A 21,608-nucleotide genomic window follows, 5' to 3' on the forward strand; every position below is an offset into this window, starting at 1 on the left:
CCTCGCCAAAGCGATGGCCGACCACATCCGCTACCGCAACGGACCGCACCGCGACCAACGCCTCATCGCCGCCGAACGCAAACTCCTCATCGCCGCCTGACGGCCATTACCGGTCAAACGTTTCTGGCCGACCCACTAGCCGGCCGTCAGCGTCTCCGCGCCGACCGCCTCGCCCGAGGCGATGAGCGCCTTCGCGCGGTCGATGTCACCGTGGCCGCCGGCGCTGAGCATCCCGGCCACCGCGCCGTCGCGCAGGTACCAGACCGCGAAGGCGCCGGAGGCGAGGTCGCCGGCGAGCACCTCGTCGTCCCAGCCCTCGGCGGGGCCGACGTACTCGACGCTCGCCCAGTCGGCGAGGTCGCTCCAGAAGTAGGGCACCTCGACGTGCTCGGCGCCCGCACCGAGCATGTTGCGCGCGACCGTGCGCCCGTGCGCCGCGGCGACCTCCTCGTGCTCGATGCGCACCTCGCGGCCGTGGACCGGGCTGTCGTACTCGGCGATGTCGCCGGCGACGAAGAGCCCGTCGGCGCCGGCGGCGCGCAACTGGGCGTCGGCGCGGACACCGCCCTGCGGGCCGATCTCCAGGCCCGACTTGCGGGCGAGCATGACGTCGGGCAGCGCGCCCACGCCGCAGACCACCACGTCGGCGGGCAGCGCGCGGCCACCGGCCAGGACGACCCGGGCCACGCGCTCGGCGCCCTCGGACGCACCCTCGAAGCGCTCGACCTCGACGCCGGAGACGACCTCCACGCCGTGGGCCTCGAGGACCCCGCGGGCCCACGCGCCGACCTGCAGGCCGAAGCCGCGCTCCAGCGGCTCCTCCTCCTGGAGCACGACCGTGCAGCGCTTGCCCTGCGCCGCGAGCGTCGCGGCGACCTCGCAGCCGATGTAGGAGCCGCCGACGCAGACGATCCGCTCGGCGCCCTCGACGTCGCGGCGCAGCGCGTCGGCGTTGCCGAGCGCCCGCAGGTAGTGGATGCCGTCGAGCTGGGTGCCGTCGACCTGCAGCCGCCGCACCATCGCGCCGGTGGCCAGCAGCGCGGTGCCGTACTCGACGGTCTCCTTCGTCGAGAGCGTCGCGGTCCGGGCCGCCGGGTCGAGCGCCATGACCGACGTGCGCGTGAGCACCTCGACGTCGTCGGGCAGCGCGATCAGCGTGCTGTCCTTGGACTCGGCGCCGGCCAGGAAGCCCTTGGTGATCGGCGGCCGGTGGTAGGGCGGGTCGAGCTCCCGGCCGACCAGCAGGATCGAGCCCTGCGCCCCCTCGTCGCGCAGCGTCTGGGCGCAGGTCGCCGCAGCGATCCCGCCCCCGATCAGCAGATGCTCCACGCGGCGGTCGGCCATGGGCGGATTCAATCAGGCCGAGGCGCCCAGCCCCGGCGGCGCCGGCGTGCAGCGAGCAGCATCGCCGCCGCGAGCGCCGCGAGCCCGGCTAGGCCGGCGACCGAGAGCACCCGGCCGAAGACGACGGGCCAGGCTGCGGCGGCGCGTAGGGTGAGGCGCGCCGCGCCGGGCGTGGCGTCGGGCGCGACCTCGAGGATGTTGTGCCGTCCGTCGGCGGCGACCGCCGCGAACCGGGCGCCGTGGAGCTCGACCAGCTCCGGGACCGTCATGACGTTGGCGTACAGCAGCTGCCCGGGCTGCGCATCGACGACGACCGACGCCCGACCGCCGTGCTCGGCCGACGACGGCGGGAACCGCACCTGCGTCAGCTGGTGGCCGCCGGTGACCTCGGGGAGGCCGTAGCCCGCGTAGTCCTGGACCCCGGGACCCTCGTCCTTGGGCGAATAGGGCGCCGCAGCGGTCAGCGGCGGGACGAAGTGCACGGGCGTGCGGTGCAGGTCGACCTGCCGCGCTCCCTGGATCACCGAGACCACGAGGACGGGCACGATCGCCCACGCCCAGAGCCGGCGCCGCGGTGACGTCCCGCCGGCGAGCACCAGCGCCGCCAGGACGGCGCCGACGAACGCGAGCAGGACGTAGCTCTCCAGGCGGAAGCTGAACTGCACGAGCCCGTAGACGGCCGGCAGCGCGAGCAGCAGGCCCGCGCTGGTCATGAGCAGGACGAGCCCGGCGCCGGCCGCCAGCAGGACGACCAGCGTGCGGGCCCACGGTGCCGCGCCGCGCGGCCTGAGTACCGGCAGCGCCAGCACGGCCCACGCGATCGCGAGCACCGGAAGCTGCAGCGCGAAGTTCGGCTGCCCCGGATCCGCCGTGGCGCGTCCGAGCGACAGCAGGTGGTCGGCGTCGACGAAGTGGTCGTAGCCCCGCAGCGGCTCCTGCCACCCCTCGGTCTTGCCGCCGATGTAGGTCTGGGACTGGTAGGCGACGTCGGGCAGCAGGAACCAGGCGTCGACCAGCGCCGCGGGAGCCAGCACGACGGCCACGCGCACCACTCCGCGGACGGTCACCTGCCGGCGCGCCTCGGGCACACAGAGGCAGATCACCGCTGCCAGCACGAGCAAGACGGTCGTGCCCCACAACATGGTGATGTTGTGGCTGCCGAAGAGGAACGCGGTGCTCACCACCAGCGCGAGGACGGGGAGCGATCTGAGCCGGTCGGCCCGCAGAACGCTGAGCGCCGATGCCGCGAACAGCGGGATCATCGACACCGCGACCAATTCGGGCCAGGCTCCGCGGGACGAGGACAACCCCAGGTAGTACGGGGAGCTGACGAACAGCACCGCCGGGACATGGGCCCACCAGCGTCCGAGTCCCGCGCTGCGCGCCAGCCAGAACCAGCCGCCGTACGCCGCGGCGAACCCCAGCAGCCAGCTGACGACGTAGCCCGTCTCGACCGAGCCGAACGCGATCGCCAGCAGCCCCGCGGCGGCATACAGCGTCCCCCCGTAGAACGCGTAGTGCGGGTTGAACGTCGTGTTCGCGTCGTGCAGGAACAGCGACGGCACGCCGTTGGCGCGCAGCGACTCGGACTGGTGCCAGATGTACCAGAGGTGCGAGTAGTAGTCCCAGCCGCGGTCGGTGCCGCCGAGCAGGAGCGGGTGGGCCAGCAGCCCGATCACCACGACGGCCGCGAGCACGCCGGCCACGGGCTCGACGCCAAGTCGGCGCAGCCCCGCCCGGGCGTCCCGGATCGCCGCGCGAGGCCGATCCGCTTCCGCCGTCGTCGCCATGTCGGTGAAGCATTAGATCCGCTTCCGAACGCTGTGTGGAGAAAGCCCCTGCCACGACGGCAAGGGCCCAGCACCGGCGAGGAGACTGTGTCGCTCCCGCGACTGGGGACCCACCTCCGGCGGCGACGGCTGGCCGTCGTGGGGCCTCGGCCTCGCTGGCCGCCTACGGCACCCCTATGCGCTCGGCGTCAGCTCCTGCTCGGCCGAGATCGAGCGGCGCGCCAGGCGACCGTCGGGGAGGACCTCGTAGGCGCCCATGCGGCGCAGGGGCGGCGAGTAGAGGTGGAGGGTCACGGCGGCCTCGTCGCCGATGTGCAGCACGCGGTGGATGTCGGTCGCGTCGAAGGAGAAGACGCCGCCCGCGCCGACCTCGCGCACGGCCGGATCGCCGCCCAGGGTCAGCGTCTCCTCTCGCACGTGCCCCGCCGCGACGCCGACGGCGCCGTGCGACAGGTCGTGGTCGTGGAAGCCCGTGTCGTTGCCGTCGCTCCAGCAGATCAGCCATGCCTCGACGTGGTCGTCGCGCGCGAGCTGGTGGTAGGTCCGCGCGCCCGACTGGTCGTGGTGCACGAACGCCTCCCACTCCTCCGGGCGCTGCAGGAGGTCCACGGCGGCGAGCTCGAGCTCGGCGCGGGACAGGTCGCGGTCGTGGTGCGGGCGTCGGATCATGCGCTCCTCCCGAAGAGCAGGCGGTGGACGTTCGTGGTGGCGGTGAGGACGGCGGCCCGCTCTCCGAGCGGGGGCCGGAGCGGCGGGTCGACTACCGGGCGGTCGGTGCCGGTCACCAGCTGGTCGAGGCCGACGACGCCGGCCATGGCCGCGATCGCGCGCGGGCCGTAGGACGACGTGTCGTAGAAGAGGTCGGGATCCAGCGCCGCGTCGGCCGGACCGCCGCGCAGGGCGAGCCGCTCGACGTGCAGCGGCGCGAGGCCGGCGAGCATGGCGAAGCACACGCGCAGTGCCGGGTGGGCGGCGCGGCCGAACCCGGCGAACGCGTGCCACGCGAGGTGCAGGTCGCCGACGTAGGCGGTCAGCGCGGGCCACCATGCGGCCCCGCCGTCGGTGCGGGCGGCGGGCGGGCCGGTCGGGCCCGGGTGCACGAGCAGCGGGGCGCCGCGCCGCTCCAGGCGGCCCAGGATCGGCCCGGCGGCCTCGATCGCCGCGGGGCTCGCCAGCGCCGCGGCCGGGAGGGAGATGCCGACCGCGCCGCGATCGAGCAGCGCGTCGACGTCGGCCGGCACCGCGCCGTGGACCGGCAGCGCGCCCCAGACGCCGAACGCGCCGCCGATGGCGAACACGCCGTCGTGCCAGGCGTCCAGCAGCGGCCTGGCGTCGTCCTCGGGCAGGGCCTCGACGCCCAGCGGCGTCGACATGCACAGCAGCGCGCGCTCGTGGCCGCCCGCCTGCAGGGACGCGGCGCGGACGTCCGGGTCGTGCGTCGCGGGGCCGAACGGGCTGTCGGGCTCGCCCGGCACGCGCACGATCCACCCGCGGCCGTCGCGGCGCACGGCCGGCGCGACGGCGCGCTCGGCCAGTGCGGAGACGAAGCCGTCGGGCCAGAGGTGCTGGTGGACGTCGGTGCAGACCATGGGGGTGGTCACATCGGCCATTCTACACAAAGCCAATCGACATTCCGTAATTGGTGGACGCACGTCGCGGGCCAGAAGTCCGCATCCAGCGCTCAAGTTCCGGCGCGCTCGTGCCGTTGACTCCCCTATGCGCCGTGTCCCCGGGCCCGTTCTCGCCCTGCTCGCCGTGCTGCTGGCCACCGCCCCCGGGGCGTCCGCAGCCGTTTCGGTCACCCCGCGCGTCGTCGGGGGATCCCCCATCACCGACGACACCGTCGTGCCCTGGCAGGCGCTCGTCTTCCCCGGCCCCTACCTCTGCGGCGGCTCGGTGCTCGACGCCACGCACGTGCTCACCGCGGCGCACTGCGTCTACGACCCCGACTCGATGACCGTGACCGCCCCCGCAGACATCGAGGTCTTCGCGGGCGTGACCGACGCGAGCAACCCCGTCGGCGGGCAGTCCCCGCCGGTGACCGGCGTCGCGATCGATCCCCAGTACGACCCGGACCACTTCACCAACGACGCCGCGGTCCTGACGCTCGGCAGCGCCTTCGACCTCGCCGGCCGGACCGACATCGCCGCGATCCCGCTGACCGACGTCGGCTACCGGCCGGCGCTCACCGACGACCTGCGCCTCAGCGGCTGGGGCACGACCGACGCCCGCAGCCCCTGGGACGGGCCCAACGAGGACCTCCTGCCCGCGGTGCTGCAGAAGGCCGACGGGCTGCACACGTCGACCCAGTGCGCCACGGCCTACCTCTACTACGACGACAGCGTGCAGCTGTGCGCCGGCCAGGCTGGCCTCGACGCCTGCCAGGGCGACAGCGGCGGCCCGCTCGCCGTGCAGGTCGGCGGCGTCTGGCGGCTGGCCGGCATCGTCAGCGCCGGCGCCGGGTGCGCCTGGGACAATTACCCGGGCCTCTACACGCGCGTGGCCAACGCGCATGTGCACGACTTCATCGCGCAGCTCGGCGTCGGCTACACGGTCGCCGCGCCCGTCAACACCGCGGCGCCGACCATGAGCGGCACGGCGACGCCCGGTCACCTCCTGACGTGCCAGCCCGGCACGTGGACCGGCGCGTCGAGCTACGCCTACACCTTCGTCAACGACACCAAGGCCCTCGCGGTCGGCCAGTACCTGGCCGTGTCGAGCGCCGACGTCGGCACGAGCATCCGCTGCATCGTCACCGCCCACCGCCTCACCGGCATGGCCGACGCGACGTCGGCGCCGGTCGGCATCACCGACCCCAGCGCGCCCCCCCCGGGGCCGAACGTGGTCCCGACGCCGCCCCCGACGCCATACGTCGCGCCGGGTCCGCCGCGCGATCTCGCGGCGCCGAAGGCGACCGTGGCCGCCCGCTGCTCGCGCACCATGTGCGTGCTCGACGTCAAGGTCACCGACCCGGCGCCGAGCGCCGGCATCGCCGGGGTCGACGCGCGCGTGAGCACCGCGTACCGCACCGTGTGCGGTACGGGCCGCAAGCGCCGGAAGTGCACGAAGACCGTCGGGCACACGCTGAAGGGCGCCGTCCCGACGGGCAGCAAGAGCTACCGCCTCAAGACGCCGCGCCTGCGCAAGGGCACCCAGACCTTCACGGTCTACGCCCGTGACGCGGCCGGCCACCGCCAGGCCAAGGCCACGGTCCTCAAGAAGAAGCTCAGCTGAGCCGTTCGCGCGGTGCCGCGCGCCCGCGCCTCAGCGTGTGCGCACGGGCGCGGCCTGCAGCAGCGAGCCGTACACCGCGCGCGTCTGGCGGGCGACGTCGGACCAGTCGAAGCGCAGCACGTGCTCGGACGCCTCGGCCACGAGGCGGTCGCGCAGCGCGTCGTCGGTCAGCACCCGCTCGACCATCCGCCCGAGCGACCGCGGGTCGCTCGCGGTGAACCGCAGTCCCACGCGCTCGTTGGGCACGACCTCGCGCAGCCCGCCGGTGTCGGCCACGATGCACGGGCAGCCCGAGGCCATCGCCTCGAGCGCCACGAGCCCGAACGGCTCGTAGATCGACGGGACCACGGTCAGGTCCGCGATCCGGTAGAGCGAGTGAAGCATGTCGTCGCCGATCCACCCCATGAACGTGCCGTGCTCGGTCAGCCCGAGCCGGCGGGCCTGATCCTTGAGCTCCCACTCGTGCGTGCCCGAGCCGGCGACGAGGAAGCGCACGCCGCCGACCCGCGCGATCACGCCGTCGCGCCCGGCCAGCGCCTCGAGCGCGTGCTGGAAGCCCTTCTCGTAGACGAGGCGGCCGACGAGCAGGACGAGCTTCTCGTCGGGCTCGGCGAACTGCGCGCGCAGCGCCGCGAGGTCCTGGACCGGCTGCAGGTCGCCGGGATCGATGCCGTTGGGCGTGACCGCGACGCGGTCCTCGTCGATCCCGAACACGTCGGCGACGTGCCCGCGCATGTAGTGCGAGCACACGAGCACCTGGTCGGCGACGTGGACCATCCAGCGCTCGGTGCGGTGGATGTCTGACTGCGGCGACTTGTGGACCCAGCCCTGATGCCGCCCGTGCTCGGTCGCGTGGACGGTCGTCACGAACGGCGCGCCGATGCGGTCCGCCAGCCGCTTGGCGGCGACGGCGACGAGCCAGTCGTGGCCGTGGACGAGGTCGAAGTCGTGCTCGTCGAGGAGCGCGCGGCCGCGTTCGAGCAGGTCATGGTTCATGCGCCCGACCCACTGGACGAACTCCGGCAGCGCCGTCGGGTAGTGCGGCTCACGCACGCGGTGCACGTGCACGCCGTGGCGCAGCTCGTCGAGCGGCCCATGCTCGCCCGCCCGCGTGAGGACGTGGACCTCGACGTCGGCATCGGCGACCAGCGCCTCGCTCAACTTGCGGACAGCCCGCGCCAACCCGCCCTCGACGATCGGCGGGTACTCCCACGACACCACGAGGACGCGGATCGGCACCGAGCCGGATGGTATTGGCCAGGCGGCCAGGACGCGGCACCGGTGCCGCGCCGATTCGGGGATCCGGGTCGTTTCGTCGTGGATAGTTCGGTGTCAGGCGACCCGGACCCGCGGCGGCGGCGTCCCGCTCGGACGCTGGTCGTGCCGCGAACGTGGGCTGGGGGCAATGACGACGGAGCTCTCGTGGGGTGCGGGGCGCCGCCGGTCGACCGCCGGCGCTGGGGCCGGGGTCGTTCGGGCATGAATCGTCGCTCCGAGGGATCCGGGTCGTTTCGTCGTGGATAGTTCATTGTCAGGCGACCCGGACCTCACGCGACCGATCATTTCGGCCCGAACGATCCCCCACCCCCAGCGCCGGCGGCAGACCAACGGCGCCGGCGCCCCCTCGAACCTCCGTCGTCATCGCCGACAGACCAGCGCCTCGCACCGCCCACGACGCACCGCGCTGAGCGCCGCCAACGCCGACGCCAACGCCGACGCCAACGCCGACGCCGCCCGAACGCATCGCCTTCGCCTTCGACGCGGGCTCAGCCCACGCGTTCCAGCAGCGCGCGGCCGTCGGGGCCGAGCACGCCGCCGAGCGTCGCGCCGTCGGGCAGCTCGTACTCCTCGCCGCCGAGCACGTCGCGCCAGCGGCCCGCCGCCGCCGCGGGCACGTCCCAGCCACCGGCGCCCGTGGCGCCGTCGCGGACCGCCACGGCGACCAGCACCGAGTCGCCGCGCAGGAACGCGATCACGTCGTCGCCCGCCGGGACGGGCGTGTAGTCGCCGGCGAAGGCCTCGGGCCGGCGCCGGCGCAGGTCCAGCGCCGCGGCGACGAGGTGCAGCTTGGCGGTCTCGCCGGTCGGCGGAGCGCCCGCGCGCAGCGCGGCGAGCGCGGCCCGGCGCCCGTCCCAGTCCACCGGACGGCGGTTGTCGGGGTCGACCAGCGACAGCGCCCACAGCTCGTCGCCCTGGTAGACGTCGGGCAGGCCGGGCACGGTCAGCTTCAGCAGCGTCTGGGCGAGCGCGATCCGCGCGCCGAGCTCGGCGACCCGCGCGGCCACGACGTCGAAGCCGTAGCGGAACGGCCCGTGGTCGAGCAGGTCGACTGCGAAGCGCTTGACCGCCGCCTCGTGCTCGAGGTCGGGATCGATCCAGTTCGACGACACCTTGGCCTCGCGCAGCGCCTTCTCCAGGTATGCCTCGAGCCGGTCGGCCTCGATCGGCCAGGCGCCGACGAGCGTCTGGTAGATCAGCAGCTCCTCGACCGGCGTCGGCGCCGTCGCCGTCGCCGTGCGCAGCGGGGCGTGCTCTCCCGTCGTTGTCGTCTCAACCGAACGAAGCTCGGCGTGCTCTCCCGTCGTTGCCGTCTCGACCGAACGAAGTTCGGCGTTGACCTCGAACCACGAGCGGACCGCGCCGGCCCACTCGTCGGCCATCGCGGTGAGCGCCACGAGCCGTGCCCGGACGTCGCCGGAGCGCTTCGTGTCGTGCGTGGAGGAGACCAGCAGGTTGTTCGGCGCGCGCTCCAGGTTGGCCGCGTGGAAGGCGTCGACGGTGATGCCGAAGCGTCCCGGATCGCCGCCCACCTCGTTGAGCGCCAGCAGCCGCACGTAGCGGTAGAAGGCCGTGTCCTCGACGCCCTTGGCCATCACCGGCGGCGTGGTCTGCTGGAAGCGCTGGACGAACTCGGCCGGCACGCCGTCGTCCTGCAGCAGGATCGCCCGCTCGATCGCCGCGGGCAGGCCGTGCTCGCGCGCCTGCGCCAGCACCGCGCGGTCGGCGTCCTGCAGGAAGCCGGTGACCGGCTCGACGTAGGTCCGGTAGACCGGCAGCGACGACAGCGCGGCCTCCAGGTCGGGCACGTCGGGCCACAGCCGCCGCAGCCGCTGCACCTCCGGCGTGAACGTCGTCGTCGCCTGCTCGAGCTTGGCCTCGGCGGCCACCGCGGCGAAGTCCCGCTCGTCGCCGGTCAGCGAGGCGTACAACTCGGTCAGCGGCGCCTCGGCGGCGGGATCGACGAAGAGCGCGGCGACGTCGTTGGCGAACTCGTAGCCCACCGTGCCCTCGACCGGCCACTCGGGACGGAGGCGCTCAGGTGGGTGCTCCGGCGTCAGGATCTTCTCCACCCACACGTGCTCGACACCGGCCTCGCTCAGCCGCTCGAGGTACTCGAGCGGATCGGTCAGGCCGTCGGGATGGTCGATCCGCAGCCCGTCGACCACGCCCTCGGCGACCAGGCGCAGCGCCAGCGCGTGCGTCGCGGCGAAGACCTCGGGGTCCTCGATCCGCACGCCGGCCAGCTCGTCGATGTCGAAGAACCGCCGGTGCCGGCCGCTGACCGGGTCGACGTCGAAGAACTGCTCGCGCAGCCGCTCGTCGGCCCAGTACCGGTTGGCGTCATCGGCGGCCATGTGGTTGGGGACGATGTCCAGGATGATCCCCATGCCGTGCTCGTGCGCGGTGGCGGCCAGCGCCCGCAGGCCCTCCTCGCCGCCGAGCGCGTCGCTCACCTTCCCCGGGTCGATGACGTCGTAGCCGTGCGTCGAGCCGGGACGCGACTGAAACGACGGCGACAGGTACACGTGCGACGCGCCGAGGTCGGCGAGGTAGGGCACGAGGTCCCGCGCCGCCGCGAAGTCCAGGTCGGTCCCGAGCTGCAGGCGGTAGGTCGCGCGGAACGGGGCGCGTGCCGGCGCCCCGGCGCCGTTGCCGCTCACGACATCCTCCGCAGCACGGTGATCGAGCGCGCCGAGAGATAGCAGTCGCGGCGGGCCCGGTAGCTCTCGGCTCCGGGCTCGATCCACGGCGCGGCCGTCGTCAGCTCCACGCTCCAGCGGCTGCCGAAGCGCGCCGCCGGCAGCTTGTACACGACGTCCTCGTGGTGAGCGTTGAAGAGCACCAGGAACGAGTCGCCCTGCACCGGATGGCCCTCGCGGTCGCGCGCGCCGGTGGCCTGGCCGTTGAGGAAGACCCCGAGCGAGCGATGGTCGGGGTTCTCCCAGTCGCGGCGCGTCATGCGGCGGCCGTCGAGCCGGAACCACCAGACGTCGGGCAGCCCCGGCTCGGACTGCTCGCCGGCCAGGAAGTGCTCGCGCCGGAAGACCGGCTCGGTGCGGCGCAGCGAGATCAGCCGGCGCGTGAACTCCTGAAGCTGGCGTCCGTCCTCGCCGATCTCCCAGCCGTACCAGGAGATCTCGTTGTCCTGGCACCAGCCGTTGTTGTTGCCGTGCTGGGTGCGGCACAGCTCGTCGCCGCCCAGCAGCATCGGCACGCCCTGGCTGAGCAGCAGGGTGGTCAGGAAGTTGCGCTGCTGCTTGGAGCGCAGCTTGTTGACCTCGGGGTCGTCGGTGTCGCCCTCGACGCCGCAGTTCCAGGACCGGTTGTCGTCGGTCCCGTCGCGGTTGCCCTCCTTGTTGGTGTCGTTGTGCTTGTCGTTGTAGGAGACGAGGTCGCGCAGCGTGAAGCCGTCGTGGGCGGTGATGAAGTTGATCGACGCGAACGGGCTGCGGCCGTCGTCGCCGTAGAGGTCGCTGGAGCCCGTGAAGCGCGAGGCGAAGTCGGCGATCGACGCCTGGCCGCGCCAGAAGTCGCGCATGGTGTCGCGGTACATTCCGTTCCACTCGCTCCAGAGGACGGGGAAGTTGCCGACCTGGTAGCCGCCGGGGCCGACGTCCCACGGCTCGGCGATGAGCTTGACCTGCGAGAGGACGGGGTCCTGGTGGATCGTGTCGAAGAACGTGCCGAGGCGGTCGACGTCGTAGAACTGCCGGGCGAGCGTGCTCGCGAGGTCGAAGCGGAAGCCGTCGACATGGCACTCCTCGACGAAGTAGCGCAGCGAGTCCATGATCATCCGCAGGACCGCGGGGCTCACGGCGTTGAGCGTGTTGCCCGTGCCGGTGAAGTCCATGTAGAAGTGCGGGTCGTCGGGGACGAGCCGGTAGTACGAGGCGTTGTCGACGCCCTTGAACGACAACATCGGCCCGAGGTGGTTGCCCTCGGCGGTGTGGTTGTAGACGACGTCGAGGATCACCTCCATGCCCGAGCGATGCAGGGCCTTGACCATGCCCTTGAACTCCTTCAGGTTCTCGCCCGGCTCGCGGTTGGCCGCATAGGGCGAGTGCGGGGCCAGGTAGCCGACCGTCGAGTAGCCCCAGTAGTTGGTCAGGCCCTCCTCGTGCAGGAACGACTCGTCGGCGATGTGGTGCACCGGCAGCAGCTCGACCGCCGTGACGCCCAGGTCCTTCAGATAGGCGACGACCTCGTCGCTGGCGAGGCCCGCGTACGTGCCGCGCAGCTGCTCGGGCAGTCCGGGGAACTGCTTGGTCAGGCCCTTGACGTGCGTCTCGTAGATGACCGTCTCGGTCCACGGGATGCGCGGCGGGCGGTCGCCCTCCCAGTCGAAGGACGGGTCGACGACCACGCCCTTGGGGATCGCGGCGGCGCTGTCCTCGTCGTCGTACTCGAGGTCGGCGTCGTCGGTGACCTCGTCGTCGGGCGGCGTGTAGGGCAGCGCGTTGGCGGCGTCCCAGTCGATCGTGCCGTCGATCGCCTTGGCATAGGGGTCGATGAGCAGCTTGTTGGGGTTGAAGCGATGGCCCTCGGTCGGCGCGTAGCGGCCGAAGACGCGGTAGGCGTACCGCTGCCCCGGGCCGACGCCGGGCAGGTAGCAGTGCCAGTGGTGGGCCGTCTGCTCGACGACAGGGATGCGCTCCTCGTGGCCCTCGCGGTCGAACAGGCACAGCTCGACGCCCTCGGCGTGCTCGCTGAAGATCGAGAAGTTGGTGCCCTCGCCGGCCCAGCTCGGCCCGAGCGGGAACGGCTCGCCCGGCCACACCTCCCGGCTCATGCGGCGTCCTTCACCAGCGCGCCCGACAGCGGCGGCAGGATCACGGTGCCGTCGGCGCGCAGGTCCACCGCGTCGTGGGTGCCCAGCAGCAGCTCGCGCGGCGGACCCGGCAGCATCTGCTCGGCGTCGGAGAAGTTCATGATCATGGTGCGGTTGCCGCGGCGCACGCGCAGCCAGCGGGCGTCCTCGTCGTAGGCGATCTCGTCGACCGGGCCACGCGGCAGCCGGCGGCGTTCGGCGAGCAGCCGCGCGTAGAGGTCGCGCAGGCCCTCGTCGTCGCCGCGGCGCGTGAGCGTGGAGCGCTCGAACGTGGCCGGATCCTGGGGGTCGGGCACCTCCTCGCCCGCGAAGTGGGCGAACGACGCGAATTCGCTGCGGCGTCCCTCTCGGGTGGCGATGGCGATCTCCTGGTCGATGTGGTCGGTGAAGAACTGGAAGGGCGCGGCCTCTCCGTATTCCTCCCCCATGAACAGCATGGGCGTGTACGGCGAGAGCAGCGTGGCGAACGCGGCGAGCCGGCGCGCCTGCGGTGGCAGCCGGTCGCCGAGGGCCCGGTTGCCGACCTGGTCGTGGTTCTGGTCGAAGACGACGAACCGCTCGGGCGGGCAGTTCGCGGCCGGCGCCCCGAAGCGCCGGTGGCGGAACTCCGACCAGCGTCCGTCGTCCCGGTGCGGGTCCCGGAAGACGTGCGCCAGATCGGCCATGGTGCCGAAGTCGGCGTAGTAGCCCTCGTGCTCGTCGGTCACCAGGGTACGCACTGCGTGATGGACGTCGTCGGCCCACGCCGCGTCGCAGCCCCAGCCGCCGTGCGCGGCGTCCCGAACCACCTTGGGGTCGTTGAGCCCCGACTCGGCGATCACGAGCGAGCTCCAGCGCTGCGCGTGGACGCGGCGCGCCAGCTCGGCGACGACGTGCTCGGCGCTCTGGTCGAAGATCGCGTGGACGGCGTCGAGGCGCAGGCCGTCGAGGTGCAGGTCGCGGATCCACATCTCCGAGGCCTGGATCGCCCACTCGCGCACGGGGCCCGACCACGCGTCGTCGTAGTTCATGGCCTCGCCCCAGAAGGTCGAGTAGCGGTCGGTGAAGTACGGGCCGAACGCGCGCAGCGCCTGCTCGCCGGAAGCGCCGACGTGGTTGAGCACGAGGTCGAGGATCACGCCGAGGCCCTCGGCGTGCGCGGCGTCGACGAGCCGCTGCAGCCCGTCGGGGCCGCCGTAGGCCTCGTGCGCGGCCCAGACGTAGACGCCGTCGTAGCCCCAGCCGCGGCGCCCCGGGAAGTCGGCGACGGGCATCAGCTCGATCGCGGTCACGCCGAGCTCGCGCAGCTCGCGCAGCCGGCCGATCGCCGCGTCGAAGGTCCCCTCCTCGGTGAACGTGCCGACGTGCAGCTCGTAGAGGACGAGGTCCTCCAGCGCGACGCCGCCCCAGCTCTGGTCGGTCCACGTCCACGCCCGCGGGTCGACGACGCGCGACGGCCCGCGCAGCCCCCCGCGCTGCAGGCGGGTGGCCGGGTCGGGCAGGCGCCGGCCGTCGATGATGTAGGAGTAGTCGTCGCCGGCCGCGGCGGGGACGGCGGCCGTCCAGGTGCCGTGGCCCTCGTCCTGCATCGGGTGCTCGGCGTCGCCGAGCAGCAGGCGCGGCTCGTGGTCCAGGGAGAACACGCGGAAGTGCACCAGCCCGTCGGCGACGGGGGTGGCGCCGAGCGGCTGCTCCCAGGGGAGGGTGGTGACGGCGCGCAGCGCTTAGTCCTCCGGCGCGAACCAGAGGACGCCCAGCGGAGGCAGGGTCATCGGCGCCGAGCTCGGCTGCCCGTGCCACGGCAGCGGCTCCGCGTCGACGCCACCGAGGTTGCCGGTGCCCGAGCCGCCGTACTGCTCGGCGTCGGTGTTGAGGACCTCGCGCCAGCGCCCGCCGCGGGGCAGGCCGACGCGGTAGCCCTCGCGCGGCACCGGGGTCAGGTTCATGACGCAGACCAGCGGGCGGCCGTCGCGGTCGGTGCGGGCGAACGCGACGACGCTGTTCTCGGCGTCGTTGGCCTCGATCCAGAAGAAGCCCTCCGGATCCTCGTCGCGCTGCCACAGCGCCGGCTCGTCGCGGTAGGCGTGGTTGAGGTCGCGGACCAGCCGCTGCACGCCCGCATGGGTGGGCGGGGACCCGTTCTCACCTTCGAGCAGGTGCCAGTCCAGCGACCGCTCGGCCGACCACTCGTCGACCTGCGCGAACTCCTGGCCCATGAAGAGCAGGTTCTTGCCCGGGTGCGCCCACTGGTAGGCGTACAGCGCGCGCACGTTGGCGCGCTTCTGCCAGTCGTCGCCCGGCATGCGCGAGTAGATGGTGCCCTTGCCGTGGACGACCTCGTCGTGGCTCAGCGGCAGGATGAAGTTCTCGCTGAAGGCGTACATCAACGAGAACGTCAGCTCGTGGTGGTGGAAGCGACGGTGGATCGGGTCGTGCTGGAAGTAGTCCAGCGTGTCGTGCATCCAGCCCATGTTCCACTTGAACCCGAAGCCGAGGCCGCCGACGTAGGTCGGGCGCGACACTCCCGGCCAGGCGGTCGACTCCTCGGCCGCCGAGATCACGCCGGGCTCGCGGGCGTGCAGGACCTCGTTGAGCTCCTTGAGGAACGCGACCGCCTCGAGGTCCTCGCGGCCGCCGAACTCGTTGGGGACCCACTCGCCGGCCTTGCGCGAGTAGTCGAGGTACAGCATCGACGCCACGGCGTCGACCCGCAGGCCGTCGGCGTGGTACTCGTCGGCCCAGAACAGGCCGGACGCCAGCAGGAAGTTGCGGACCTCGTTGCGCCCGAAGTTGAACACCAACGTGCCCCACTCCGGGTGCGCGCCGCGCCGCGGATCCTCGTGCTCGTAGAGCGCGGTGCCGTCGAAGCGCGCCAGCGCCCAGTCGTCGCGCGGGAAATGCGCGGGAACCCAGTCGAGGATCACGCCGATGCCGTGCTCGTGCATGCGGTCGACGAAGGCCTTCAGGTCGTCCGGCGTGCCGAGGCGCGGGTCGGGCGCGAAGTAGCCGGTCACCTGGTAGCCCCAGGAGCCCGTGAACGGATGGGCCATCACGGGCATCAGCTCGACGTGGGTGAACCCCATGTCGTGGACATAGGCCGCCAGCTCGTCGGCCAGCTGCGCGTAGGTCAGCACCCCGTCGGGGTCGCCGGGGTCGCGGCGCCACGAGCCCAGGTGGACCTCGTAGATCGAGACCGGCTGCTCGTGCGGGATCTGGTCGCGCCGCTGCGCCATCCACGCGTCGTCGTCCCACTCGTGGCGGCTGCGCGAGACGATCGCCGCCGTCTTGGGCGCGACCTCGACCTCGCGGGCGTAGGGGTCGGTCTTCAGCCGCAGCTCGCCGGCCTGCGTGCGGATCTCGAACTTGTAGAGCGCGCCCTCGCCGACGCCGGGCAGGAACAGCTCCCAGATGCCCGAGGAGCCGAGCGCCCGCATCGGGTTCAGCCGCCCGTCCCAGCTGTTGAGCTCGCCGACGACCGAGACCGCCTTGGCGGACGGCGCCCACACCGCGAACGCGGTGCCCTCGACGCCGTCGACGGTGCGCAGGTGGCCGCCGAGGTACTCATAGATCTCCTCGTGGCGCCCCTCGCCGGCGAGGTGGAGGTCCAGCTCGCCCACGGTCGGCGGGAAGGCATAGGGGTCGACGGTCGTGGCGCTGACGCCGTCGGGATAGCGCGTCTCGAGCGTGTAGCGCACCGGCGGCTTGCGGCCGTCGAGGTGCGCGGCCCAGAGGCCGGCCGGATGGACCTGCTCGCACCCGTAGTCCAGGCCGCCCTCGACGTGCACGGTGACGTGCTCGGCGCCGGGGCGCCAGGCCCGCACGATCGTCCCGCCGTCGCCGTCGTCGTGGACCCCGAGCAGCGCGTGCGGATCGCCCAGCTCGCCGTGCGCCAGCGCCTCGGCATCGCGCTGCCAGGCCTTCGTGAAGCGGTCCTCCGACATCGTGCGGCTCATGCCTCCGGCTCCCTTTCGGGTTCGAGGAGTCGGGCGATCCCGGCGACCGGGATCTTGACCCAATCCGGGCGGTTGTCCAGCTCGTAGCGCAGTTCGTAGACGGCCTTCTCCAGCTCGAAGACCGCGAGCAGGCGCTCGACCGCGGCGCGGCCAGGCGGCAGCAGGCTCTGATCGGTCTCGACGAGGTAGCCGTCGAGGTAGGCGGCGCGCACCTCCTCCTCCCAGCCGGGGGGCGCGCTGGCGCCGTGCAGCAGCTCGGAGGCCGTGGCGGCGTAGGCGAAGGAGCGCAGCATGCCGGCGACGTCGCGCAGCGGCGAGCGCTTGCGGCGGCGCTCGACCAGCGACCGGGCCGGCTCGCCCTCGAAGTCCAGGACGGTCCACCCGCCGTCGGTCGTGTGCATGACCTGGCCGAGGTGGTAGTCGCCGTGATGGCGGATGACGCGGCCGGCCGAGCCGACGTGGGTCAGCATGCGCAGCTTCTCGCGCACCTCCTCGCCACGGCCGCGGATCGGCGCCAGCTCGTCGCCGTCGGGCAGCGAGACGAAGACCTGCTCGATCTCCTCGTCGACCGTGGCGGTCAGCAGGCCGAGCGCCTCGGCCGAGGTCTCCTCGGGCGCGAACGCCGGGTCCTGGTTCTCGGAGCCCAGCGCGGTGTGCAGGCGGCCGGTGACCTCGCCGAGGGCATGCGCGCGCGGGATGAACCGCGCCGGATCCTCGCGCAGGTCGGCCAGCGCGAGGTCCCAGCCGTCGGTGGCGCCGACGAGGAACTCCTGGACGATGCCGAGCGTCGCGTCGATCAGCCGGCCCGAGTGCGCGTACCAGCCGCGCAGCGCGGCGATGTGCGGGAAGTTGCGCTCGGTGAGGAAGCGCAGGATCTCGAGCTCCGGGTTCGGGCCCGCGCCCAGGCGCCGGTAGGCCTTGAGCACCAAGCGCTCATCGAGCACCACGGAGGAGTTGGACTGCTCGGCGCCCATCGGGCGGACCGTGCCGACGTCGCCGAGGCCCCCGGGGGGCAGGGTCCGGAACTCCGCCACGCCCTGGCCGGTCGTGATGTCGGTGTTCTCGCCGATGAGCCGCACGAGCTGGCGGACCATCTCGTCGTCGGACATGGCGTCGTAGATCGCCATGCCGTCGTTGGTGCAGATGACGCCCTCGGTCCACTCGCCCTCCGGGCGCGCGCCGATCGGCAGCTGGTACAGCTCGTGCGTGCCGGGCAGGAACTCGACCTCCAGCACCGCGATGCCGAGCGGCTGCTCGGTCAGCGGGATCGTCTCCAGCAGCCGGAAGTGCGCGACCTCGCGCGACTTCGAGCCGAACCAGCGCTGCGCCAGCACGAACTCGCGCAGCTGCTCCTCGCCGGGCAGCCGCAGCTCACGGGTCGGGCTCATGCCGGTGCCTCCTGCTCCTGGTCGTCGGTGCCGACCTCGTCTTCCTCGGGCGGCTTCTCCAGCACGAACCAGAAGAACCCGCGCGGCGCGAGCGTCAGCAGGTACGGCAGCTCGCCGATGCGGGGGAAGCGCGAGCGCCCGAACATCTCGACCGGGTAGCGCCCCTCGAACTCGGAGAGGTCCAGCTCGACGGCCTGCGCGGAGCGCGCGACGTTGTGCACGCACATGATCACGTCGTCGGCGTAGGTGCGCAGATGGGCGAAGATCCGCTGGTTGTCGGGGTGCAGCGGGCGGTAGTCGCCGAGCCCGAAGACCGGGTGCTCCTTGCGCAGCGCGATGAAGCGGTGCAGCCAGCGCAGCAGCGACGTCGGGGTGCGCAGCTGGGCCTCCACGTTGACCGCCTGGAAGCCGTAGACCGGGTCCATGAGCGGGGGCGCGTAGAGCTGCGCGAAGTCCGCGCGGCTGAAGCCCCCGTTGCGGTCGCCCGTCCACTGCATCGGGGTGCGGACGCCGTCGCGGTCGCCGAGGTAGATGTTGTCGCCCATGGCGATCTCGTCGCCGTAGTAGAGGACCGGCGAGCCCGGCAGCGAGAAGAGGATCGCGGTCATCAGCTCGATCTCGTCGCGTCCGTTGTCCAGCAGCGGGGCGAGGCGCCGGCGGATGCCGACGTTGATCTTCATCCGCGGGTCCTTGGCGTACTCGCCGTACATGTAGTCGCGCTCCTCGTCGGTCACCATCTCGAGCGTCAGCTCGTCGTGGTTGCGGAGGAACAGGCCCCACTGCGCGGTACGCGGGATCTCGGGCGTGCGGTCGAGGATCTCGAGCATCGGCGTCGCGTCCTCGCGGCGCAGGGACATGAACATGCGCGGCATGACGGGGAAGTGGAAGGCCATGTGGCATTCGTCGCCCTCGCCCTTGCCGTAGTAGGCGACGACGTCCTCGGGCCACTGGTTGGCCTCGGCGAGCAGCACGCGGTCGGGGTACTCCTCGTCGACCGTCGCGCGCACCTTGCGCAGGAACTCGTGGGTCTCCTCGAGGTTCTCGCAGTTGGTGCCCTCGCGCTCGTAGAGATAGGGCACGGCGTCGAGGCGGAAGCCGTCCAGGCCGCGGTCCAGCCAGAACCGCAGCACGTCCATCATCTTCTCGCCGACGACCGGGTTGTCGTAGTTGAGGTCCGGCTGGTGGGAGAAGAAGCGGTGCCAGTAGTACTGGCCGGCGACCGGGTCCCACGACCAGTTCGACGTCTCGGTGTCGGTGAAGATGATGCGCGCGTCCTGGTACTTCTCCTCCGTGTCGGACCACACGTACATGTCGCGCTCGGGCGACCCGGCGGGCGCCTTGCGCGCCTGCTGGAACCACTCGTGGTCGCTCGACGTGTGGTTCATCACCAGGTCGGCGATGACGCGGATGCCGCGCTCGTGCGCGGCCAGGATGAACGTCTCGAAGTCCTCGACGGACCCGTAGTCGGGATGGATGGCGTAGAAGTCGGCGATGTCGTAGCCGCCGTCGCGCAGCGGGCTGGCGAACATCGGCAGCAGCCAGATGCAGTCGACGCCGAGCCACTGCAGGTAGTCGAGCTTCTCCGTCAGCCCGACGAAGTCGCCGGAGCCGTCGTCGTTGCCGTCGTAGAACCCGCGCATGTGGATCTCGTAGAAGATCGCGCGCTTGAACCAGAGCGGATCGCGCTCGAACCAGTGCGTCGGGTCGGCCGCGCTGAGCGGCTCGGCCAAGATGGTGGACTCGGGCTCGTCCGGCGAGCCCTCGGCCTTCTCGAAGCGTGTGGGGACGTCGGCGTCAGAGCCCTCGCGGTCCTGGATGCTCACGGGGCGACGACCCGCAGGACGTGGGCCTGGCGCTCGCCGGGCGTCAGGCGGACGAAGTTGCCGCCGATGCGCCAGTCGTAGCGGGAGCCGTCCAGCAGGTCCTGGACCTGGAAGACCGGCGGCAGGCCGAGGTGTGCGGGGACGTTGATCAGACCTTCCTGTGCCCATTGGGCGTCGAGGCAGACCACCGCGAGGACGGTGTCGCCCTCGTGGCGCTTGACGTAGGCGATGAGCCCGTCGTTGGCCGTGTCGAGGAACTCGACGTTTGAGAGGTGCTGCAGCGCGGGGTGCGCGCGGCGAGCCTCGTTGAGCAGGCGCACGAGCCCGTTGAGCGGGGCGCCCGCCAGCGCGCGCTCCTTGACCTCGTACTTCTCGGAGTCGAGGTACTCCTCGCTGCCCTCGCGGACCGCAGCGTGCTCGATCCACTCGTAGCCCGAGTAGATGCCGTACGTGGGGCTGAGCGTCGCGGCGAGCACGAGGCGCGACTCGAACGCCGGCCGCCCGCCGTGCTGGAGCTGGGCGGTGAGGATGTCGGGCGTGTTGGCGAAGAAGTTGGGGCGGAAGTACTCGTTGGTCTGGTAGGCGAGCTCGAGCACGTACTGCTCCAGGTCCCAGCGCGTCTGCTGCCAGGTGAAGTAGGTGTAGGACTGGTTGAAGCCGACCTTCGCCAGCGTGCGCATCACCGCGCGCCGCGTGAACGCCTCGGCCAGGAAGACGACCTCGGGGTGCTTGGCGCGCACCTCGCGGATCAGCCACTCCCAGAAGGCGATGGGCTTGGTGTGCGGGTTGTCGACGCGGAAGACCTGCACGCCGCGGTCGACCCACAGCAGCACGATCTCCAACAGCGCGTCCCAGAGGTTCCTCCAGTCCTCGCACTGGAAGTTGACGTTGTAGATGTCCTGGTACTTCTTGGGCGGGTTCTCGGCGTACTTCAGCGAGCCGTCGGGGCGGCGGTGAAACCACTCGGGGTGCTCGGTCAGCCACGGATGGTCGGCCGAGCACTGGATCGCGAAGTCGATCGCGATGTCGACGCCGTGCTCGCGCGCCACGCCGACCAGCGCCGCGAAGTCCTCCAGGGTGCCCAGCTCGGGATGCACGGCCTCGTGGCCGCCGACGCCCTTCATGCCGATCGCCCACGGGCTGCCCGGATCGCCGGGGCCGGCGGTCAGCGCGTTGTTGGCGCCCTTGCGGTTGGTCTCGCCGATCGGGTGGACGGGCGTGAGGTAGAGGACGTCGAAGCCCAGCGCGGCGATGTCGGGCACCGCTGCAGCGGTGCCGCGGAAGCCGCCCCAGGAGCGCGGGAAGAGCTCGTACCAGGTGCCGAAGCGAGCGCGCTCGCGGTCGACGTCGACCTCGTAGGGCGCCTCGAGCGTCGCGGACTCCGAGCGATCCGGGTGGCGCGCGATCGCCGCCGCCAGCTCCGGGCCGAGGCCGGCGTCGTGCTTGGCCTCCTCCGGGGCGCTCGCGTCGGTCAGCGTCGCGATCGCGTGCTCGACGAGCCGGCGGTCCGACGAGGACTTGATGCGCTCGGCGGCGGCCTCCAGCAGGACGACGCCCTCGCTCAGCTCACCGGCGAGGTCGTGCTGGCCGCCCTCGACCTTGCGGCGCAGCTCCTCGCGCCACGAGGCGAAGCGGTCGATCCACGCCTCGATGGTCCAGGACCAGCGCCCGAGGGCGTCGACCGCGAACCCGCCGGTCCACGTGTCGCCCTCGACGTCGGCGTCGACGTGGGTCAGCGGCGCCTCGTGCCAGCGGCGGCCGCCGGGAGCCTTCCACCGGACGACGGCCTTCAGCACGTCGTGCCCGTCGGCGAAGATCGTCGCCTCGACGGCGACGGGCTCGCCGACGGTGCGCTTGGGTGCGTAGCGGCCGCCGTCGAGGACGGGCTGCGGCTCCAGGATCACGATCCGCGGCGGCGCAGCCGGCTTCGAGCGTCGGGCAGCGCCACCGTCCTTGACGGTGCGCGACGTGGCAGGTTGATCGGTTCC

General features: G+C 72.3%; 13 protein-coding genes. 1 reads left to right on the top strand and 12 read right to left on the bottom strand.

Features of this window, described 5'->3' with window-relative positions:
- Nucleotides 1-135: 135 nt before the first annotated feature.
- From VK501_RS14285 to VK501_RS14300, 4 genes are all read right to left on the bottom strand, one after another.
- Nucleotides 136-1,344 (bottom strand): NAD(P)/FAD-dependent oxidoreductase, encoded by a 1,209-nt coding sequence (locus VK501_RS14285; RefSeq protein WP_324338387.1) that lies wholly within the window; start codon nucleotides 1,342-1,344, stop codon nucleotides 136-138.
- Nucleotides 1,345-1,352: 8 nt separating this feature from the next.
- Complete coding sequence (locus tag VK501_RS14290; RefSeq protein ID WP_324338388.1) at nucleotides 1,353-3,134, bottom strand: hypothetical protein; 1,782 nt, start codon at nucleotides 3,132-3,134, stop codon at nucleotides 1,353-1,355.
- A 174-nt stretch (nucleotides 3,135-3,308) separates the two neighbouring features.
- On the bottom strand, nucleotides 3,309-3,803 hold the full coding sequence (locus tag VK501_RS14295) for a cysteine dioxygenase family protein (RefSeq protein WP_324338389.1): 495 nt from the start codon (nucleotides 3,801-3,803) through the stop codon (nucleotides 3,309-3,311).
- On the bottom strand, nucleotides 3,800-4,735 hold the full coding sequence (locus VK501_RS14300) for a hypothetical protein (RefSeq protein WP_324338391.1): 936 nt from the start codon (nucleotides 4,733-4,735) through the stop codon (nucleotides 3,800-3,802). Before VK501_RS14300 ends, VK501_RS14295 begins: the two co-directional genes overlap by 4 nt.
- Before the next feature lie 115 nt (nucleotides 4,736-4,850).
- Here VK501_RS14300 and VK501_RS14305 point away from each other — a divergent pair, with 115 nt between their 5' ends.
- Entirely contained in the window at nucleotides 4,851-6,368 is a 1,518-nt protein-coding gene (locus tag VK501_RS14305) for a serine protease (protein WP_324338393.1), read from the top strand.
- Between the two features lie 30 nt (nucleotides 6,369-6,398).
- Here the strand turns inward: VK501_RS14305 and VK501_RS14310 are convergent, their stop codons facing one another.
- From VK501_RS14310 to VK501_RS14345, 8 genes are all read right to left on the bottom strand, one after another.
- Nucleotides 6,399-7,607: a glycosyltransferase family 4 protein gene (locus VK501_RS14310; RefSeq protein ID WP_324338395.1), complete on the bottom strand. Its 1,209-nt coding sequence runs from the start codon at nucleotides 7,605-7,607 to the stop codon at nucleotides 6,399-6,401.
- A gap of 527 nt (nucleotides 7,608-8,134) precedes the next feature.
- Nucleotides 8,135-10,309 carry a malto-oligosyltrehalose synthase gene (gene treY, locus VK501_RS14315; RefSeq protein ID WP_324338397.1) on the bottom strand — a complete coding sequence of 725 codons (2,175 nt, stop codon included), beginning with the start codon at nucleotides 10,307-10,309 and terminating at the stop codon, nucleotides 8,135-8,137.
- Nucleotides 10,306-12,438 carry a glycogen debranching protein GlgX gene (gene glgX, locus VK501_RS14320; RefSeq protein WP_324338399.1) on the bottom strand — a complete coding sequence of 711 codons (2,133 nt, stop codon included), beginning with the start codon at nucleotides 12,436-12,438 and terminating at the stop codon, nucleotides 10,306-10,308. Before glgX ends, treY begins: the two co-directional genes overlap by 4 nt.
- The gene (gene treZ, locus VK501_RS14325) at nucleotides 12,435-14,111 is read right to left on the bottom strand and encodes a malto-oligosyltrehalose trehalohydrolase (protein WP_324338400.1); all 1,677 of its coding nucleotides are present in this window, start codon (nucleotides 14,109-14,111) and stop codon (nucleotides 12,435-12,437) included. Before treZ ends, glgX begins: the two co-directional genes overlap by 4 nt.
- 69 nt (nucleotides 14,112-14,180) lie before the next feature.
- The gene (gene glgB / locus VK501_RS14330) at nucleotides 14,181-16,409 is read right to left on the bottom strand and encodes a 1,4-alpha-glucan branching protein GlgB (protein ID WP_324338402.1); all 2,229 of its coding nucleotides are present in this window, start codon (nucleotides 16,407-16,409) and stop codon (nucleotides 14,181-14,183) included.
- Entirely contained in the window at nucleotides 16,406-17,797 is a 1,392-nt protein-coding gene (locus VK501_RS14335) for a maltokinase N-terminal cap-like domain-containing protein (RefSeq protein ID WP_324338404.1), read from the bottom strand. Before VK501_RS14335 ends, glgB begins: the two co-directional genes overlap by 4 nt.
- A complete protein-coding gene (gene treS, locus VK501_RS14340) occupies nucleotides 17,794-19,437 on the bottom strand; it encodes a maltose alpha-D-glucosyltransferase (protein ID WP_349261018.1) in 1,644 nt (547 codons plus the stop codon). Before treS ends, VK501_RS14335 begins: the two co-directional genes overlap by 4 nt.
- A 179-nt stretch (nucleotides 19,438-19,616) precedes the next feature.
- On the bottom strand, nucleotides 19,617-21,524 hold the full coding sequence (locus VK501_RS14345) for an alpha-1,4-glucan--maltose-1-phosphate maltosyltransferase (protein ID WP_324338407.1): 1,908 nt from the start codon (nucleotides 21,522-21,524) through the stop codon (nucleotides 19,617-19,619).
- Between the last annotated feature and the right edge of the window lie 84 nt (nucleotides 21,525-21,608).

The organism is Baekduia sp., from assembly GCF_035318805.1.
Classification (GTDB): domain Bacteria; phylum Actinomycetota; class Thermoleophilia; order Solirubrobacterales; family Solirubrobacteraceae; genus Baekduia.

Bases quoted from the DNA above. Each gene is read 5' to 3' on its own strand.
- VK501_RS14285 (WP_324338387.1), bottom strand. From the start codon at position 1,344: ATGGCCGACCGCCGCGTGGAGCATCTGCTGATCGGGGGCGGGATCGCT.
- VK501_RS14290 (WP_324338388.1), bottom strand. From the start codon at position 3,134: ATGGCGACGACGGCGGAAGCGGATCGGCCTCGCGCGGCGATCCGGGAC.
- VK501_RS14295 (WP_324338389.1), bottom strand. From the start codon at position 3,803: ATGATCCGACGCCCGCACCACGACCGCGACCTGTCCCGCGCCGAGCTC.
- VK501_RS14305 (WP_324338393.1), top strand. From the start codon at position 4,851: ATGCGCCGTGTCCCCGGGCCCGTTCTCGCCCTGCTCGCCGTGCTGCTG.
- glgX (WP_324338399.1), bottom strand. From the start codon at position 12,438: ATGAGCCGGGAGGTGTGGCCGGGCGAGCCGTTCCCGCTCGGGCCGAGC.
- glgB (WP_324338402.1), bottom strand. From the start codon at position 16,409: ATGAGCCGCACGATGTCGGAGGACCGCTTCACGAAGGCCTGGCAGCGC.
- VK501_RS14335 (WP_324338404.1), bottom strand. From the start codon at position 17,797: ATGAGCCCGACCCGTGAGCTGCGGCTGCCCGGCGAGGAGCAGCTGCGC.
- treS (WP_349261018.1), bottom strand. From the start codon at position 19,437: ATGCGCGGGTTCTACGACGGCAACGACGACGGCTCCGGCGACTTCGTC.